Here is an 18,183-nt window from a genome sequence, read left to right on the forward strand (position 1 = left end):
TTTTGGAAAATTGTTTTATTTAAAATAGTTAGATTTATTACAATAATTTTAGTATAATCAAATACTTAAAAATTATATGGAGATTTATGTCTAAGTTTTATTCTATATCTGTAGTGAATGGATATGCGTTTATTTTATATTTAGAAAAAAATAATAATAATCTTAGTATCTTAGATAATGAAGAGATAGAAGTATCTGAACTGGCATCTTTTATTAAAGAAAAAAAGAATCTTTATATAAGTACTTTACAAAAATTTGAATTTTCTCAAAATATACAAGTACCTGTAGCAATTGCTAAGAGTAGAAATATCAAAAATTATCTTTTATATAAAATAAAAGAGTCTAATCCCGATATAGATGTTTTGTTTAATTTTCATAAACTTCCAAAACAAAATGATGAAGAAAATATTAGCTACAATATAGAAGTTTTGGATGAAAAAGCTTATTTAAATACTTTGGATTTTATTGATGATTTTAGTAAAATAAAATCATCAACTACTAGTAAATTTGCACTTTTAAGTTTGGCAAACCGATGTATAGATGAAGATCATTATATTTGTGTATATACAACTGCAACAACAATAATAGTCTTAGCTGTAGAGCAACAAGAGTTGATCTTTTCTCGTACTATTGTTGTGGAGCCATCCAGTATGGAAACGATGCAGATGGATATAACGGAACATATAACACAAACTATCTCTTATATAAATAATCAGTTTAGAGATATAGAGTTTAAAACTTTGGCATTATCTGGTTCAATTGCACTTGATGATATAATTCCACAGCACATTGTAATGTTTAATAATTTAAATATATCTGTTTTGTATCCAAATACTTTTATTAAAAATATTAATGCTGAAGAGTCTCAGGAATATATACTTTCTTTGGGAACTGCATTAGTGTCTAAATCGAATCAATTTTTACCTAAGTTGATTTTAGGAATACGACAATTTAATATTGCATCAGCACTTGGCCTTGCAGCATCATTAATATTAGTGTTTTGTATGTTTTATTTTACCTTCAATGAATATGAAAAATATAGTAATTTATCAAATCAAAATAAAGTTTTGGAAGCTAAATACTCAAAAGTACTTTCACAAACAAAAATGCTTTCTCAAGAAGAACTTGAAAAGTATGTAAATCATATATCTATGGTGGACAAATATCTTAAAAATACTCCTGTCAATACACTGGCAATCTTGAAACCTCTTATTAAACTAAGTAAACCGTCTAAGTTTGAATATAAAGATGAAAATGGACTTATCTACTTTAAAGTAGATTTTGAAAAAAGCTTTACAGAACTGATAAATTTATATAAATTTGAAAAAGAATTTAATAAGAGATTAAATGATATAAACAGCAGTATGAAAATTAACAAAAATGTTATAATTGATTATAAAAAACTTATATACAAGGTACAGCTTAGCACACTTAGTAAGAAAAATAAACTAAACAGCACAAGGGCAAGAAGACCATGATAAAAATTAGTTTCATTGTCATAAATGTAGTTTTGGCAATATTTTTATATTTTTTAAATACATGGTATGAGCAACAAGATATTAAAATACAAAAGATAAATAAGAAATATGTAAGTGATACCAGAAAATTAAAAGAGATAAAAAAGATTGACAACTGGCTGAATGAAAATGTAAAACATAATCTTATAAAAATACCAAAAAGTACTGAAAATGCAGATATAAACTTGATTCATTTTTTTGATACTCATGCAAAAGAGTATAGTTTTCAAGTTGAAAAATTTATATATAAAGATGAAATGGCACATTTTTTAAATATAAAGTATTCAATATCAAGAGATAACTATAATAATTTATTTAAATTTATGAAACAAGAGTATAAAAATGGCTATTTATTTATAAAGAGTTTTAATATAGAAAAAACAATATTAAATGGCGAATTGATAGTAGTACAACCATATCCGTCAAAAAATAAAAAAATAAAAAAAAGGAGTTTAGAAGATGTACCTCAGTAATAAGCAAATAATTCAACTTTTAACTCCATTTTTATTAGGAATTATTTTATTATTTTTTCAAGATGAAATATTAACTTTCATGCACTCAAAGTTTCCAACGTTTAAAAGTATAAGCAATAAGGATTTTCATAAAAATGTAGATGAATATTTGAGAATTGATCAAGAGATGCACACATATAATGATGTTGTTAAAAACGTTAAAGAGAGAAAAAATTCACTTAAATGGATAACTAGCAATGTGCTTTATCAAAAACAACTTACGCAAAGTGAAAAAAAAGCCAATATAAGTGAGCATAAACAACTTTGGAATTTAGAGGCTGTTTTTCCTAAGTATGATATGGCTATAATAAACTCACAATTTGTTCATAAGGGTTCTATTATTAACAAAGCGAAGATTATACAAATCAAATTTGACAGTGTATTACTTAAAACAAACAAAGGTTTAAAATGGGTTCATTTATTTCACTAGGCTTAATATTATTGTTAATAAGCGGATGTGCAACTACATCAGTAACTCCAGCGGCAAAGAAAAAAGAGAGTATAAAATCTGCAACAAAAGTTATAAAAAGTTTTCAGCAATATAATGATGAGAAACAAAATCTTGCTCCTGCTATGATTTTACCTCCTGTATATGAAGAGGTGTCTGTATTTGATGGACAAAACATTACTTTTAGTGCAGAAAATGCAAATTTATATAAAGTTCTTTATTCTGTATCAAAAATAGCAGGGTTGAATCTTATAATAGACAGGGATGTTGAAAATAATATTCCTGTGACACTCTCTGTTAAAGATGCAAACCTCGAAGATGTCTTAAGTATTATTATGCAGATGAGCGGATGCTATTACAAATTAGAAGGCAATATCTTACATGTAAAAGAGTATATGAGAAAAAGATTCAATATATCATATGTGCATTCAAATTCTTCATTTTCAACAAAATTAGGTGGAGATACTTTAAGTTCTGCAACATCAGGCGGTTCTTCAGGCGGTTCTTCCGGTGGTTCTTCTACACAAGGGATTTCGGGAAAATATTCATTGAAATATGATACACCAAAAGATGCAAATAATTTTTATAAACATTTGGATGATAATATTAAGTTGCTAATAAGTAAAAATGGAAAATACACACTCAATAAATTTAGTGGAGTACTCAGTGTTTATGATAAAAAGCAAAATATTGATGCTATATCTAATCTCATAAAAGATGTAAAAAAACAATTTAATAAACAAGTATTAATTGAGGCAAAAATATTAGAAGTAACATTAAATAAATCTCATCAACTGGGGATAAATTGGGATGTTGTCGGTAAAAGTGTTTTTTCACCGGGCGATACATTAAATATACAACAAAGTCTTGGTTTAACAGGTGCTGTCGCCGGAACTGTTAACTATAGTGCAAATAATTTTAACGCGCTTATAAATGCAATAGATCAAAACGGAAATATAGATACAATTTCAAACCCGCGAATAAAAGTCCTCAATGGACAGTCCGCGATTATATCATCGGGGAAATTGGTTCCATATTGGGAAAAACAGGTTGATACATCACAGGGTACATCAACCAACAATATACTCGTAACCTATAATCGTCGTGATGTTCTTGATGGTGTTACTATGGGAGTAACACCCACCGTAATGGAAAACGGAAGGATTATGTTAAATGTGACACCGATTTCATCCAGTATAGAAAGTGAAAAGGTATATCACGATGATCAAGGAGTTTCTGTCGCAACTGCACCAATTATTAACATAAAAGAGGCAGGTACAATTATATATGCAAAAAACAATGACTTGGTTTTAATTGGCGGTTTGATGAGTACAAGTATTAAAAAAAATAAGCAAGAAGTTCCATTTTTATCTAATTTACCGCTAGTCGGTTCTTTATTCACTCAAGTAAACAATACAAAAGAGAAAAAAGAGTTGGTGATTTTATTGAGATTAAAGGTAATTGAGTGATTCGACTTATACTAGGAGTTGTATTTTTAGTTTCAGTTGCTTTTGCATCAGATGGTATTTCATTTGGACAAAAAAAAAGAGTTTATAGTATACAGCTTTTTTCTACTAAGAATACTCATTCAGAAGAAGAGATTATTAACAAAACGCCTTTAAATTTAAGGGATGAAATTCATTTACATAGAGTAAAAAATCAAATTGTAGCTTGTTATTCTCAGGCATCAAAATATGATGAGATACGATCAAAATTACAAAAAGTAAAGAAAGCCGGCTATAAAAGAGCATACATAATCACTACAACAAGATGGTATATGCCAAACAAGACGAAGCATCAAAGTCCGAAATTATCAAAATATGTCATCTCCAAAATGATTGCTAAAGCAAATAAAGCGTATAAGAATGCAAATGAGTCCAAAGCTATGATGTATTATGAAATGTTACTCTCAGCAGGTGCTAAAAGTGATAAGATAAAAAATAATTTATGTTATTTATATGGAAAGAATGGTGCTTGGGGGCAGGCTAAAGATATTATAGATAAATCAAAATACGCATCTGGATTGATTTATGCCTACGCTAATGGAGCAGTACAAACATCCCAAAAAACTTTTTATACAGATTTGATTGATTATATTATGCTTGACAGAAGCGGACATCTTGCACTTTTAGCAGGCTATTATTTTGAACAAAATGCTAATGGGAAAAAAGCCGGTGAATTTTATAAAATGGCGTATGGAAAAAATAGAAATGATATTTATAATATGTATGCCTATGCAAGATATTTAGATATAATTGGTCAAAAGATGCAAGCCATAAATCTTTATAAAAATGTCTATAACAGGACAGATGAAACCAATGGACTTCATAAAGCTTTAAAATCCAGGTTATATAGATAGAGGAGATTTGTAATGAAAAAATCAGCATTTACACTTGTTGAATTATCAATAGTATTGGTTATTATAGGTTTGCTAGTCGGAGGATCTTTTAAAGTTCTTAAAATTATGCGAGACAGAGCACAAACTTCAAGGGCTCAAGATGATGTGCAGGTTGCAAAAGAAGCTGTAATAGGTAATACTGTTCAAAATAGCAATACACTTCCCTCTGTGACTTTTTTTAATCAAAATCTTTCTCCTATAAAAAACAATCAACATCAGCTTTTTTATGCAGATGATACAAATTTAGAAAATATCGATGTATGCAGTTTCAACACTACAAACTTAAAAGTTGTAACAGCGGCAAGAACTATTGATAATGTTGCTTTTGTTATCGCATCCGAATCATCAAACCACAATATGCAGACAGCAATTAAAGATAATGGAGATGGAACTTTTAGCGTTAAAACTTATGATTATTCTACAAAAGTTGATGATAATACATCCCCTGTAAATATTATTGATTATTATGATGATATTGTAGATTGGGTGACACTTTCCCAATTACAGCAAGAGGCAAAATGCTCAAATAATTTGCTTCGTATTGTGAACTCATCACTTCCAGATACAGATACACTCAATTCTGCTTCTTATCAGGCTAAGATAGTCATAGATGGAAACTATTCAGCACCAACTGCAGATAACTGTACATTTTCACCTACTAATAATTTTTCCTATAATAATTTTTCTATAACGAATTCAGGGGGTGCTACAGCTGGAACTGTGACGGTAGATTGTAGTGTAAGTGCAGATGGGAAAACTGTGAGAAAGAAGTTCGCTATAACAGTTAACCAAGCATCTGGCACAGGTGGCGGTTCTGGTGGCGGTGGTTTTGGCGGTTTTGGCGGTTTTGGCGGTTAATGTCGTGTCTATGAACTATCTTAAATATCTATTATAAATAAAGGACACAAATGGCACAAAATAAACCAATAGGAAAACTTTTAGAAGATGCTGGTTTTATTAATGAAAAACAGATTCAGGTTGCTCTGAATGTTCAAAAATCAAACCCAATGTTTTTTGGAGAGATTCTTCAGGATTTGGATTTTGTAACTTCCAATGAAATTGCAGAAGCTATTGCTATGCAAAACGGACTTGAGTATGTAGATCTCTCAACAATAGTTCCAACTGCAGAAGCTCTAAAACTGGTACCACATGAAATTGCTAAAAATAAAAATATTTTGCCAATTGCTGTAGAAAACAATACTTTAGTAGTTGCTATGCAAGATGTTAATGATATTATGACACTTGATTATTTAAAAAAAGTATCATCAAAACAGGTTAAATTAGTTGTAGCAAATCAAGCTTCGATTGCAAGATATAGCGAAATTTACTATTATCAAATGACTAATCCGATTGAAGCTGAAATAGCAGAACTAGTTAAACAAACTTTGAATAACAAGGAAATAGATGTACCTCATTTGGTTGACTTGATTTTAAATAATGCAATTAAAGACAGAGTTACAGATATTCATATAACACCGGAAAATTCCGCTATACATGTATTTTACCGTATAGACGGTGTTTTGAGACATTATTTTTCACTGCCGAAAAAATTACATTCACAAATTGTAGCACGTATAAAGATTACATGTAATCTAGATATTTCAGAGCAGAGAAAACCGCAAGATGGTTCTTTCAGCTACACTTTTTTAAATGAAGATTTTGATTTAAGGGTGTCGACACTGCCGACAAATTATGGCGAAAATATTGTTATGAGACTTTTGGGAAAAGGGACATCTCTTTTTAGTCTGGCTCATTTGGGGTTAACAGCACAAAACAGTAAAAAAGTTGAGAATTATTTTTCAAAACCTTATGGTATTGTTCTTATTGTAGGACCGACGGGAAGCGGGAAAACAACAACGCTCTATTCGGCACTTCGAAAAGTGAACTCTTTGGAAAAGAATGTAATGACCATTGAAGATCCGATAGAGTATAAATTTACTTTTATAAAACAGACGCAGCTTCATGAAAAGGCAGGCTATACTTTCGATGCGGCTATTCGTGCTTTTATGCGACAAGATCCAGATGTAATGCTTGTTGGTGAAATACGTGATCCGCAAACTGCAGAGTTGGCTGTAAGAGCTTCAATTACAGGGCACTTGGTTCTTTCAACTTTACATACAAATGATGCTATTGGTACGATACCAAGATTGATTGATTTAAAGATTCCGCCATATCTTATTGGATCTGGTTTATTAGGAGTGATTGCACAAAGATTAGTAAGAAAACTTTGCCATTACTGTAAAAAAGAGCTTGATATAAATAAGAAAGAGCTTATAGAAATGGGTGTTCCTGAAACAATTATAAATGAGTATTCCGATTATAAAGTTTATGAAGCTGTAGGCTGTCAACAGTGTAAATATACTGGTTATAACGGACGTGAAGTAGTTGTTGAAATATTAGATGTAGATAAAGAGATAGAGTCTCTCATAACAGAAGAAGCAAGTACATTAGAACTACTTAAAGTTGCAAAACATAAGGGAATGCACACCATGAAAGAAGACGGCTATATCAAAGTTTTACAGGGGATAACTTCTTTTTCAGAGATTGATAGGGTTATTGATTGATGTATTTTTTTGTAAAATTTATTACAAAAGATGGAAAAACAGGTTTTGATTTTATAGAGTCACAAAGCTATACTACACTTTTAAAAAAGCTTCAGCAAGACCAGGCTATACCTGTTGATATCAAAGTACTTCCCGCTTTTATATCCAAAATAATCCCAAAGGGACAGGGCAAAGTGTCACCAGATGAAGTGGTGGAACTTATGGAGAGTTTGCATCTTGTTATAAAATCAGGATTGCCACTGTATGAAGGTTTGCAAGAGTTGGCAAAAGAGAGTGATAATAAACGTTTTAGAGATATGATGCTTTATATTGCAAATGCTATTAACAATGGACAGTCGCTCTCAACTGCTTTTGAAGCATATAAAAATGTAATAGGTACAATAATTTTAAATCTTATTAAAATAGGTGAAGAGACGGGTCAATTAGAAGTAACTCTCAAAAGAGCAGCTGAGTTTTTAAAAAGAACCATTACTTTAAAGAAAAAGGCAAAAGGGGCTCTTATTTATCCGACATTTGCATTTGTAGCAGTATTAGGTGCTATGCTTGTATGGATGATATATGTACTTCCTCAAATGTTGGATCTTTTTAAAAGTATGGATATAAAACTACCCGCATTAACACTTGGTATTATTGCAGTATCAAATTTTTTATCAGCATATTGGATGTATATGATTGCTTCGATTGTAATTTTTATAGTAGGATTTAAAATATTACATAAAAAATATCAAAAAGTAAGACTTTTTACAGATAAAATGATTTTAAAAATACCGGTTGTAAAAGAAATTATATCCGGTTTTAATATTGCCTTTATTTCTGAATATCTTCGTCTAGCACTTGTATCTGGTGTACCAATATTTAATGCATTACAATCATTAACAGATAATTTGAAGAATGAAGTATTTAAACAGGCATTAAGTGTCTCGACAGGGGAAGTAAGTAAAGGTTCTCAAATTTCTTCTGCTTTTTCAAAAACAGGTATTTTCACACCATTTACAGTAAGAATGATAGGGGTCGGAGAGTCTTCAGGAAGTTTGGACTCACAACTGGATTTGATTGCTGAACATTACTATGAGAGAGTGAATTACTATGCTGAAAATATAGGTAAAGTGATAGAGCCTATTGTGTTAATTTTTGTGGGTGGTTTTATGGCTCTTGTTATTGCCGGATTATTGGGGCCTATGTATGATCTGATATCACAAATAAAATAATTTGTGAAAATTTTACAAATTATTAAATTATTTCAAAAACTATACGATATAATGAAAGTAAGAAATTAAATATTGAAGGATTTAGAATGAAAAGAAGTGGTTTTACTCTTATAGAGTTGTCAATTGTACTGATTATTATCGGTTTAATTATAGGCGCAGTGATGAAGGGTAAGGATTTGATTAACAGTGCAGATCAAAAGAAAATATACAATACCTGGGTTAATCAGTGGCAGGTTACATTTAATACATATCAAGACAGAACAGGTGGCGTTTTGGGTGATGGTATTATAAATGGCGGAACCGCTACAGATCCGAATGGACAATGTGATAATGTTAGATTAGATACTACAACGAGTGTGCAAAATAAACTTAAAGCTATTGGGCTAGACATACCGGTAAGTAATATAGCTACATCAAATGGTGGAGCGTATAAAATAAAAGGTAAGTATACCACTTCAACTGCAACAGCTTATTTATATTGGTTATACAGTCATACAGATGGAACATATAAAAACAGACTCTATATTACTGGTATGCCAACAGATGTTGCAATTGCATTTGATACAATGACAGATGGTGCGATAAATCCGAGTGCAGGTTCATTTAGAAGATACGCAGATACATCAACAGGTACTGATGGCACGTCTAATACTTGGCCGGATGCTTCTGTTACTAAAACTGTTAATGTGTCATTAGAATTATAATTTCTCCTCGTTCCCAAGCTTTAGCTTGGGAATTTGATTCCAAACTTTTAATCTTTTTTGCATCCCGTGTTTAATTTAAACAACGGATAAAACGGACAAAACCCGAATACCGCTGTTAAAAGCGGTATTACACCGATGCCTGCTACTATATAATTTTGTGCTAATAAACCATAGGCGATTAAACCTAACCCTAAAACTACTCTGATAATTCTATCAGCTTTTCCTACATTGATACACATAATTGAATCCTTTTTCTTTATTTGTATGGATATTATAAGATAAAAGAATGTATTAGGTCTGTAACATGTGTTACATAAGCGTAATGCTGCCTCGTCCAAGTTTAACCATGCCGTCATTTTCCAGACTTTTAAGTATCTTTGATATCACTTCACGTGTGCTGCCGAGTTCATTGGCAATAGCTTCATGTGTTGTCTTGATCTCTTTTTCATTTTTATTTTGAAGCCAGTCTATAATTCTCTGGTCAAGGTTCTTGAATTTGATGTCATTTATGAGTTTTATCAGATTCCCCATGCGGAGCGTATAAATAGAAAAAAGATATCTTTGATAAACATCAGAATTATGAGCTAGCTCTTTTACACTGTGCATATCAAGTATATAGCCTTCAACGTCACAAAGTGTTACAGCCGAGCCTATAGCTTCGGTCTGGCTCAGTGTTGAAGCGGTATTGACAATGCACTGTTCACCGGGATTAAGGTGATAGAGGGTTATTTCATCTGCATTATCAGATTGAATATAAAGGCGGACTTCGCCGGATGTCAAAAAGAGTATGCCGTCACAAATATCCCCTTGAAAAAAGAGTATGGAATCTTTTGGCACGCTTACAGGTTTTAAATGCATTTGCAAGAAATTTTTTGCCTGCGGTTCGAGTTCTTTATAGAATGGAAAGTTTTCTAAATTCATTATTATTCCTTCTCTTGTGCTGCACATGCTATTATTTTTGGCAGTTTTTGTATATCTTTTTTTATTGTTTCTAACAGACACTCTAAAGTTTTATTTTCATGTAGCGAGTATATTATCCATTTACCACTTTGTTTTGTTTGAACCAGACTCGCTTCACGCATCTGTTTAAGATGGCGTGAAACTAAAGGCTGTGAAAGTTCTAAAGTGTCACATATCTCGCAAACACAGAGTTCTTTTTCTCTGTGCATCAGTGCTACGATTCTCAGACGGTTACTATCTGAGAGTATTTTTGCCAAAGTAACTAATTTTTCCATCTAATCTCTTTTGAAGTTTTATTATATAACAATTACGTTATATGAATTATATCATAAAAGGATTCAATTATGAAAAAGTTACTACTTGTATTTATTTTAGGCTTTGTATCACTGCAGGCAAATTCCGGTGAAGAAGTTTATAAAGCAAAATGTGCATCGTGTCATGCTATGAAAGGAATGATGGATGAAACTCAGATGAAAGAAATGCGTCAAAAAATGCAAAATGCTTCAAAAGAAGAGAAAATGGCAATGCGCCAAAAGATGATGCAAAAAATGCAAAAAAGTGATATGAAAGCGCCGCCGATGCCAATGGTCTCAAAACGTTTAAAGATGATGCTTAAATCTCGTGAAGAGTTCATTACATTTGTTGATGATTATATTCAAAACCCTTCACAAAAGAAAGGATTTTGTATGCCGATGGCATATAAACGTTTTGGAACGATGCCACCGATTGGTAAGAGCTTAAGCAAAGAAGAAAGAACGGCTGTTGCTTCATGGTTGTATGATAATTTTAAAGGCTCTTGGGGTGGCTCAATGGGCGGTAAAATGTGTGAAATGAAAAATAAAAATATGAAGTGCGGTGCAGGAAAATGCGGTGCCGTAAAAATTCAAACACACTAGGTTTATGATGGAATATATTACACTCTTTTTCTCTGCCTTGGTTGATTTAAGCAATGCCATGGCACCTTATATTTTATTCGGGCTTATATTTGCGGGGTTTTTACATGAGCTGGTACCTGACAGTATTGTAAAAAATCATCTGGGTAAAAATTCTATACTTTCCGTTATCAAGGCGACGATATTTGGTATTCCTCTGCCTGTGTGTTCGTGCGGGGTTATTCCTTTGGCGACAAGTATTAAAAAGAGCGGAGCAAGCAATGGTTCAACCCTCTCTTTTTTAATTTCTACGCCGATTACGGGAATTGACTCTATGTTGGCAACATATGGAATGTTTGGCTGGGTTTTTACTATTTACAGGGTTATTACTTCGATGATTATCTCTATTATTGCAGGAATTCTCTCTAATATTTATGCACATGAAGAAAAAGAAGAAACCGTGCAGAAAAAACCTGCATTTAGTATGGCTGCACCGACAAATAATGCATCGGTTATGAATTTTTCGGCTGTTGCAACAACTTCAAATGAAGAAGCCTGCAGTGAGGGCAGCTGTTGCAGCGGTGAGAATTGCAATGATAAAAAAAGCTGTATGGTTAAGAGTGCTTTTTCTTATGCGTTTACAACACTTTTAAAAGATATAGCATCGCCGCTTCTCGTCGGTCTACTTGTCGGTGCTTTAATAACGGTTGCCGTTCCGGATAACTTGAGCGAGATACTCATCAAGTATAACTGGCTCTCTTATATTATAGTGATTGCTATTGCCATACCGATGTATGTATGTGCAACAGCATCCCTGCCGATTGCGGCAGGATTGATGCTTGCAGGTGTAAGTCCTGGAGCTGCATTTGTCTTTTTAAGCGCAGGACCTGCGACAAATACCGTCACAATCGGTGTTGTGAAAAAAATGTTAGGTACAAGAACACTCTATATCTATTTGGGAACTATCATTATCGGTTCTATTGTTTTTGGACTCGGACTTGATTATCTGTTTCGTGATGTCAATGTCAAAGAGCTGGTACATATGGATGAGCATGCAGGTTTGATTGCCTGGGCTTCAACATTTATACTTTGGGGATTTGTACTTTACTATGTCGTAAAACCATATTTCTTTAAAGATAAAGAGTGCAGTGACGGCAGTTGCTGCACAGCTTAGGGTATAATAAAATTATGAAAAACAGACTGCTCACACTTTTTTTACTTTTGTCCATGAGCTTCAATATAGTACATGCTTATGTAATAGAAGCACATGACACACACTCGTGTCATGTGAGTGAGTATGTACATGATATTAATGATAATCTTAAAAATGATATAGCAGAAGATGATATTTGTCATATGCATCACTTTTTTCATATTGCTTTTATTCTTCCTGAAACAAATGTAATACTTTCACGCGAAAATTTTGCTGCAAAACCGTATGCAAATAACAAAAAATATGAATACAACTCCACGAAAAACTTTTTAAAACCCCCTATCAACTCCTAATTTATTTCAATTTACACTTACGCAAAAAATTAACTCCACAGACTATAAGTCTGTATAAAAAAAGGAAAAAGATGAAAAGATTATTATTGGTTCCATTTATTGTTTGGAACTTACAAGCGCAAGATTATGAGGGCTTGTTAAAAGATGCCATGCAAACATCACCTTATCTTAAAGCAAATGCCTTAGAAGTCAAACGCGCGGATGAGCAATCAAGTTTGATACAAAGATATAAAAACCCGACACTTTCACTTGAAGCGTCACAGTTTAGTCCTGATATCGGTAAAAGTAAAGCAGGTTACAGAGCAGCACTTTCTCAACCCATCCGTTTATGGGGTGTTGGTGATGACAGAGCAAACTTAGCAGTCGCAACAAAAGAAGAAGCGCAAGGCTTAGTAACACTTAAGCGTGCTGAATTTGTGAAAGTTTTTTCTCTGCTTTATAATGAGTACATAACACAGACAGCATTATTTCATTTAGCTAAGGAAGAGTTTGCAATCTCAAAAAATATTGCTGCCATTACTAAAGAAAGATATGAAGCAGGTACTACGGCAAAGGTGAAATATCTTCGGGCAAAAGTAGATCTTGCAGGCAGTAAAAATGCACTCGATGAAAAAAAGGCAATGCAAATAGCAAGTTATTATAAACTTTTGGCTTTTTCAGGTTTAGAAGATGAAAAAGCTTTGGATGATAATTATGTTTTTAAACTCTCAAACAGAGCAGTAAAAGAAGCACAAAACAATTCCGCAGAGTTACATTATCTGCAAACTCAACAAAACTCTTCATCGGCAAAGGCCAAGCTTAATACAAATAAAATAGAATGGATGAACTTATATGCGGAATATGAAGCAGAGCCGGATCAAAGTATCGCCAGAGTCGGAGTAGATATTCCACTGGCCGTTTTTAATACAAAAAAAGAAGAAAAGCGCATTGCCGCACTACAGGCAAAAGAGAGTGAGTTTTTACTTCAAAATCAAAAAATAATTCTCTCAAGTAATCTTACGCGTTTAAAAAAGGAATTACTTATTTTGCAGAGTGTTATTAGTTCAACACAAAAATTATATAACTCTCAAAAAGAGTTGTTGAAAATGTATGAAGATGGCTATAAAATCGCAAGCATTAACCTGCTGGAATTGCAAAACATTAAAAATCAGATGATACAAACAAAAGAAAAAGAGATAACTCTTCAAAATAAAATAAATAAAAATATAGTTATCTATAACTATGAAGTAGGAGAATATAATGAATAAAATATTAATAGCACTGTTAGGACTCGGGTCAGTTTTACTCGCAGCAGAAGTTCCAATAGCAAAAACACAGATGCACAGTTTTAAAAAATCGGTAGAGCTAAATGCAAAGGTAATACAACTCTCAAACGCACAGCAGTCCATTAGCTCATTAGTGAGCGGACATTTAGAAAAATATTTTGTAAAGCCTGCTCAGGATGTAAAAAAAGGGGACAGAATTGCTCTTATAGAGTCTATACAAGTATCAAAAATGAGTGCAGATTATATTGCACTAAAAAAACAGTACGAAGCAGCACAAAAAAATTATGAAGCGATTAAAAAGCTCTATAAAAAAGGACTTACATCAATGCAGAGTCTCAATGCCGAGGCAATTAAAACGAGTGAAATTGCAGCAGACTTGACTGCATTACAGTCACAGTTAGAGACTTTAAATATAGATATAAAAAAATTAAAAAAAGCAACAGCTAATTTTATTTTGTATGCACATAGCAGCGGGCGTGTTTCTGCACTTTTAAAACCTCTACATTCTTCTGTATCATCTAATGAACCGATTGTTTCAATCGTAAAGAATCAAGCCTATTACGTAAAATCATATTTACCGCTTGAGTATGCTACAAAAGCACGAATTGGAGACACAATTGTAGTGGACTATGCAGGCAAAGAGATTATTACGCATGCAACACAGATTATGCCAAAAGTAGATGAAACAACACAAAGGGTTGTTGTACTTTCAAGTGTTGATCAAAAGGTAGATGACCTTTTTATTGATGTGTATGTCAAAGCAACGATTTATTTTGCAGATGCAAGAAGTTATGTCGCTGTAAAAAAATCAGCACTCTCGTTTTTTAATAACGAATGGGTTGTTTTTGTTCCAAGTGAAGAAGATCAAGGTGAATTGAGCAAAGCTCAAGAGAGAGACCACCTGGGTGGCAATGAGAAAAAAGAAGAAAAAGGTGAAGAGGAAGAGGAGATTTCAGTTCCATACGCACCGCAAGTTGTTGAAATAGTTGCACAAGATGATAAATATGTCGGTGTAAAAGGTTTAGAGTTAGGACAAGAGTATGTGAGTGGTGAAAGTTATTATGTAAAATCAGCACTACTAAAATCATCTCTTGGCGATGGGGATTAGGAGTGTCGTATGTTGGATAAACTCATAGAGCTTTCGCTCAAATATAAACTATTAGTACTTGTTGCCTTTATTGCTATTGCAGTATCTGGTTACAGGGCATATACACAGATTCCTATAGATGCATTCCCGGACATTACGCCTAAACAGGTTGTAATTTATACGGAAAGCCCGGGTAATTCTGCTGAAGATATAGAAAAGCTCATTACTTATCCTATAGAATCTGCAGTTTCGGGTATGGCAGGGGTGAAGCTTATTATGTCAAATTCTATCTTTGGACTTTCATATGTTTCGGTCTTTTTCGAAGATGATATGGATATATATTTTTTGAGACAGCTTGTTGCAGAACGTCTCTCAAATGTAGATATTCCAAAAGGATGGGGAAAGCCGGTTTTGGGACCAAATACAACAGGTCTTGGGCAGGTTTTTTGGTATGAAGTTAAAGATACAACAGGGAAATATTCCCTTCAAAAGCTTAAAGAGATGCAGGAGTACATCGTCAAGCCGCTTTTTAAAAGTGTCAGCGGTGTTGAAGAGGTCATAGGCTGGGGTGGTGATGAGAAACAGTACAATGTTTTGATTGACACAAAAAAACTCCAGGATTTTGGCATCACCTATGATGATATAGTCAAAGCCTTACAAAAGTCTAATCAGGCAGCCGGAGGACAGTACTTAGAATTTAATCGTGAGCAGTATCTCATCCGTGGTGCAGGTCTGTATAAAACACTCGATGATATTAGAAACACGGTAGTAAAACCGACTCAAGGACAGGCTATTACTATTGGCGATGTTGCAAGTGTTACTCCCGGGGTTGCTCCAAGATTTGGTGCGGTGAGTATAGATAACAAAGAAGCCGTAATGGGTATGGTGCTCCAACGTACAGCTACTAATGCAGCAAAAGTGGTTGAGCGAATAAAGGAAAAAATTGCAACAGTAAACACGGCACTGCCTGAAGGTGTAAAAATTTCTACAATTTATGACAGAACAGAAATAACACATAAAGCGGTGAATACTATGACATCAGCACTTTTAAGTGGTGTAATTTTAGTTGCTATTGTGCTCTTTTTATTTTTGTTTGAACTGCGTAGTGCTTTTATTGTTATTATATCACTTCCGCTTTCGTTGCTCATTGCATTTTTACTCATGGATTATTACAATCTTTCAGCAAACCTTATGAGTTTAAGCGGTTTGGCTATCGCCGTGGGAATGATAGTTGATGGTACTATTGTTATCGTAGAGAACAGTTTTAGACTGCTACATGATGAACCGGAGAAAGATAAATTAACAGTTGTAAGTGAAGCTGCAAAAGGTGTTGCTAAACCAGTAACTTTTGCTGTATTAATTATTGCTGCAGTATTTATTCCGCTACTTTCACTTGACGGACTTGCAGGAAAACTCTACACGCCTATGGCATTGAACATTGTTTTTGTTATGCTTGGTTCTCTTTTAGTCGCTCTTGTTTTAGTGCCTGTTTTGATTTTGATGCTTTTAAAACCGACAAAATCAGCTGAAAATATTGTGATGAAATCTATTAAAAAGTTCTATACGCCTGCTTTGATATTCGCTCTTGATAATGCCAAGAAGATATTAGCTGTAGTTAGTGTTGTTTTTATAGTACTTGCATACATTCTTACGCAACAGGGGCGTGAGTTTTTACCTACACTTAATGAAGAGTCCATCATGTATAGAGTCATTGCTATCCCTGGAACAGCACTTTCTCAATCACTTGATGTTTCAAAAGAGGTAGAGAGTTATATACTTAAAAAATATCCTGATGATGTTTCATCAGTTTTAGCGATGATAGGACGAAGTGAAAAAGGAGAAACAGCACAGCCAAATTATATGGAAATCCTTCTCACTTTAAAACCAAACATTAAAGATTTACCACTTTTAACCAAAGAGATGAGTGAAGACTTGGAACACAAATTTCCTTTTGTACAGTTTGTGCCGACACAGCCGATTGCGATGAGAATAGAAGAGTTACTCGAAGGTGTAAAAGCAGAACTTGCTATAAAAATCTATGGAAATGATCAAAAAGTGCTTGATAAAATTTCCAAAGATATTCAGAGTGCAATTAAACATGTAGATGGACTTGAAAGAATGGAAGTAGAGACACAGCTTGGTCAGGCGCAAATCCAAATCATTCCAAATTATCTCTCGCTTGCACGTTATGGTATCAGTGTTGCAGAGGTGATGCAAATTATTCGTAACGGTATCGGAGAAGAGGGTATTACGCAAAAGCTAGAGGGCATTAAACGATTCCCTATTGTTGCCAAAGTGCAGGGAGCAAAAAAAGACATCGACTCTATAAAAAATGTAACACTGCGTTCTAAAAACGGAAATATTGTCAGACTCAAAGATGTGTGTGACATAAAAATTGTTCAGGGAGCCTCTTTTATAAAAAGAGAAAATCTGAGCCGTTATATGGTTGTTTCAATGGATGTTGAAGGCCGTGATATGGCTTCATTTGTTGCCGAAGCAGACAAAATCATCAAAGAAAAAGTAAAAATGCCTGCAGGATACTACATAGGCTGGGCAGGTGATTTTAAAAATATGCAAGAGGCAACACAAAAGCTGATGATTATCATCCCTATTACAATCTTTTTAGTGATTTTACTGCTTTATACGGCATTTAATTCTCTTACAAAATCGATGATTATTCTTTTAAACGTACCGTTTGGTTTTATAGGTGGAATTATCGCACTGCTTATCGGCGGTATATATTTGTCGGTTTCAGCTATAGTGGGCTTTTTGGCAATTTTTGCCATTGCGATACTCAACGGTATTGTACTTGTAAGCTTTATAGATGAACTGCGTGCTAAATATCCTGATGTAGATTTGAAGATACTCTTAAAAGATGCAACACTGCTGCGTTTAAGACCTGTACTTATGACAGCATTTACAACACTTTTTGGAATTTTACCGTTGTTATATGCGACAGGTGTGGGAAGTGAGATACAGTACCCTCTAGCGGTGGTTATAACAGGAGGAATTATAAGCTCAACACTACTCACATTGCTGATACTGCCATCAACATATCTGCTTTTTTATGAAAAGGAGAAAAGTTAGCCGATGCTGACTTTTCGCTGACCTTGTTGCGTGATTATGACAAATATGCCACGTT

Annotated in this window: 18 protein-coding genes; 15 read left to right on the plus strand and 3 right to left on the minus strand. The window is 33.5% G+C overall.

Going from position 1 to position 18,183, the window contains the following annotated elements; genetic code table 11:
* Positions 1–86: 86 nt before the first annotated feature.
* The 9 genes from SAUT_RS00090 (at position 87) to SAUT_RS00130 (ending at position 9,351) form a co-directional block, all read left to right on the plus strand.
* A complete protein-coding gene (locus SAUT_RS00090) occupies positions 87–1,478 on the plus strand; it encodes a type IV pilus biogenesis protein PilM (protein WP_013325823.1) in 1,392 nt (463 codons plus the stop codon).
* The gene (locus SAUT_RS00095) at positions 1,475–1,990 is read left to right on the plus strand and encodes a hypothetical protein (protein WP_013325824.1); all 516 of its coding nucleotides are present in this window, start codon (positions 1,475–1,477) and stop codon (positions 1,988–1,990) included. The genes SAUT_RS00090 and SAUT_RS00095 overlap by 4 nt, the downstream gene beginning before the upstream one ends.
* The gene (locus SAUT_RS00100) at positions 1,977–2,459 is read left to right on the plus strand and encodes a hypothetical protein (RefSeq protein ID WP_013325825.1); all 483 of its coding nucleotides are present in this window, start codon (positions 1,977–1,979) and stop codon (positions 2,457–2,459) included. The genes SAUT_RS00095 and SAUT_RS00100 overlap by 14 nt, the downstream gene beginning before the upstream one ends.
* Complete coding sequence (locus SAUT_RS00105; RefSeq protein WP_013325826.1) at positions 2,438–3,946, plus strand: type II secretion system protein GspD; 1,509 nt, start codon at positions 2,438–2,440, stop codon at positions 3,944–3,946. Before SAUT_RS00100 ends, SAUT_RS00105 begins: the two co-directional genes overlap by 22 nt.
* On the plus strand, positions 3,943–4,836 hold the full coding sequence (locus tag SAUT_RS00110; RefSeq protein ID WP_013325827.1) for a hypothetical protein: 894 nt from the start codon (positions 3,943–3,945) through the stop codon (positions 4,834–4,836). Before SAUT_RS00105 ends, SAUT_RS00110 begins: the two co-directional genes overlap by 4 nt.
* A 12-nt stretch (positions 4,837–4,848) precedes the next feature.
* Positions 4,849–5,733, plus strand: coding sequence for a type II secretion system protein (locus tag SAUT_RS00115; protein ID WP_013325828.1), 885 nt, complete (start codon positions 4,849–4,851; stop codon positions 5,731–5,733).
* Between the two features lie 50 nt (positions 5,734–5,783).
* Positions 5,784–7,439: a GspE/PulE family protein gene (locus SAUT_RS00120; RefSeq protein WP_013325829.1), complete on the plus strand. Its 1,656-nt coding sequence runs from the start codon at positions 5,784–5,786 to the stop codon at positions 7,437–7,439.
* Positions 7,439–8,647 (plus strand): type II secretion system F family protein, encoded by a 1,209-nt coding sequence (locus SAUT_RS00125; protein ID WP_013325830.1) that lies wholly within the window; start codon positions 7,439–7,441, stop codon positions 8,645–8,647. The genes SAUT_RS00120 and SAUT_RS00125 overlap by 1 nt, the downstream gene beginning before the upstream one ends.
* Before the next feature lie 86 nt (positions 8,648–8,733).
* Positions 8,734–9,351 carry a prepilin-type N-terminal cleavage/methylation domain-containing protein gene (locus tag SAUT_RS00130; RefSeq protein WP_013325831.1) on the plus strand — a complete coding sequence of 206 codons (618 nt, stop codon included), beginning with the start codon at positions 8,734–8,736 and terminating at the stop codon, positions 9,349–9,351.
* A gap of 47 nt (positions 9,352–9,398) precedes the next feature.
* On the opposite strand, the gene SAUT_RS00135 is transcribed toward SAUT_RS00130, so the two are convergent.
* The 3 genes from SAUT_RS00135 to SAUT_RS00145 all read right to left on the minus strand — a co-directional run bounded on the left by SAUT_RS00135 (position 9,399) and on the right by SAUT_RS00145 (position 10,586).
* On the minus strand, positions 9,399–9,590 hold the full coding sequence (locus SAUT_RS00135; protein WP_013325832.1) for a YgaP family membrane protein: 192 nt from the start codon (positions 9,588–9,590) through the stop codon (positions 9,399–9,401).
* Positions 9,591–9,660: 70 nt separating this feature from the next.
* Positions 9,661–10,272, minus strand: coding sequence for a Crp/Fnr family transcriptional regulator (locus tag SAUT_RS00140; RefSeq protein ID WP_013325833.1), 612 nt, complete (start codon positions 10,270–10,272; stop codon positions 9,661–9,663).
* Positions 10,273–10,274: 2 nt separating this feature from the next.
* Positions 10,275–10,586 (minus strand): ArsR/SmtB family transcription factor, encoded by a 312-nt coding sequence (locus SAUT_RS00145; RefSeq protein ID WP_013325834.1) that lies wholly within the window; start codon positions 10,584–10,586, stop codon positions 10,275–10,277.
* Between the two features lie 69 nt (positions 10,587–10,655).
* On the opposite strand from SAUT_RS00145, the gene SAUT_RS00150 reads away from it, so the two are divergent.
* The 6 genes from SAUT_RS00150 to SAUT_RS00175 all read left to right on the plus strand — a co-directional run bounded on the left by SAUT_RS00150 (position 10,656) and on the right by SAUT_RS00175 (position 18,128).
* Positions 10,656–11,207 (plus strand): c-type cytochrome, encoded by a 552-nt coding sequence (locus tag SAUT_RS00150; protein WP_013325835.1) that lies wholly within the window; start codon positions 10,656–10,658, stop codon positions 11,205–11,207.
* 7 nt (positions 11,208–11,214) lie between these two features.
* Positions 11,215–12,357 carry an SO_0444 family Cu/Zn efflux transporter gene (locus SAUT_RS00155; protein WP_013325836.1) on the plus strand — a complete coding sequence of 381 codons (1,143 nt, stop codon included), beginning with the start codon at positions 11,215–11,217 and terminating at the stop codon, positions 12,355–12,357.
* Between the two features lie 14 nt (positions 12,358–12,371).
* Entirely contained in the window at positions 12,372–12,689 is a 318-nt protein-coding gene (locus tag SAUT_RS00160; protein ID WP_013325837.1) for a hypothetical protein, read from the plus strand.
* A gap of 71 nt (positions 12,690–12,760) precedes the next feature.
* On the plus strand, positions 12,761–13,936 hold the full coding sequence (locus SAUT_RS00165; RefSeq protein ID WP_013325838.1) for a TolC family protein: 1,176 nt from the start codon (positions 12,761–12,763) through the stop codon (positions 13,934–13,936).
* Positions 13,929–15,062, plus strand: coding sequence for an efflux RND transporter periplasmic adaptor subunit (locus SAUT_RS00170; RefSeq protein ID WP_013325839.1), 1,134 nt, complete (start codon positions 13,929–13,931; stop codon positions 15,060–15,062). Before SAUT_RS00165 ends, SAUT_RS00170 begins: the two co-directional genes overlap by 8 nt.
* 9 nt (positions 15,063–15,071) lie before the next feature.
* Positions 15,072–18,128: an efflux RND transporter permease subunit gene (locus SAUT_RS00175; RefSeq protein WP_013325840.1), complete on the plus strand. Its 3,057-nt coding sequence runs from the start codon at positions 15,072–15,074 to the stop codon at positions 18,126–18,128.
* Positions 18,129–18,183: the final 55 nt, after the last annotated feature.

The organism is Sulfurimonas autotrophica DSM 16294, from assembly GCF_000147355.1.
GTDB lineage: Bacteria > Campylobacterota > Campylobacteria > Campylobacterales > Sulfurimonadaceae > Sulfurimonas > Sulfurimonas autotrophica.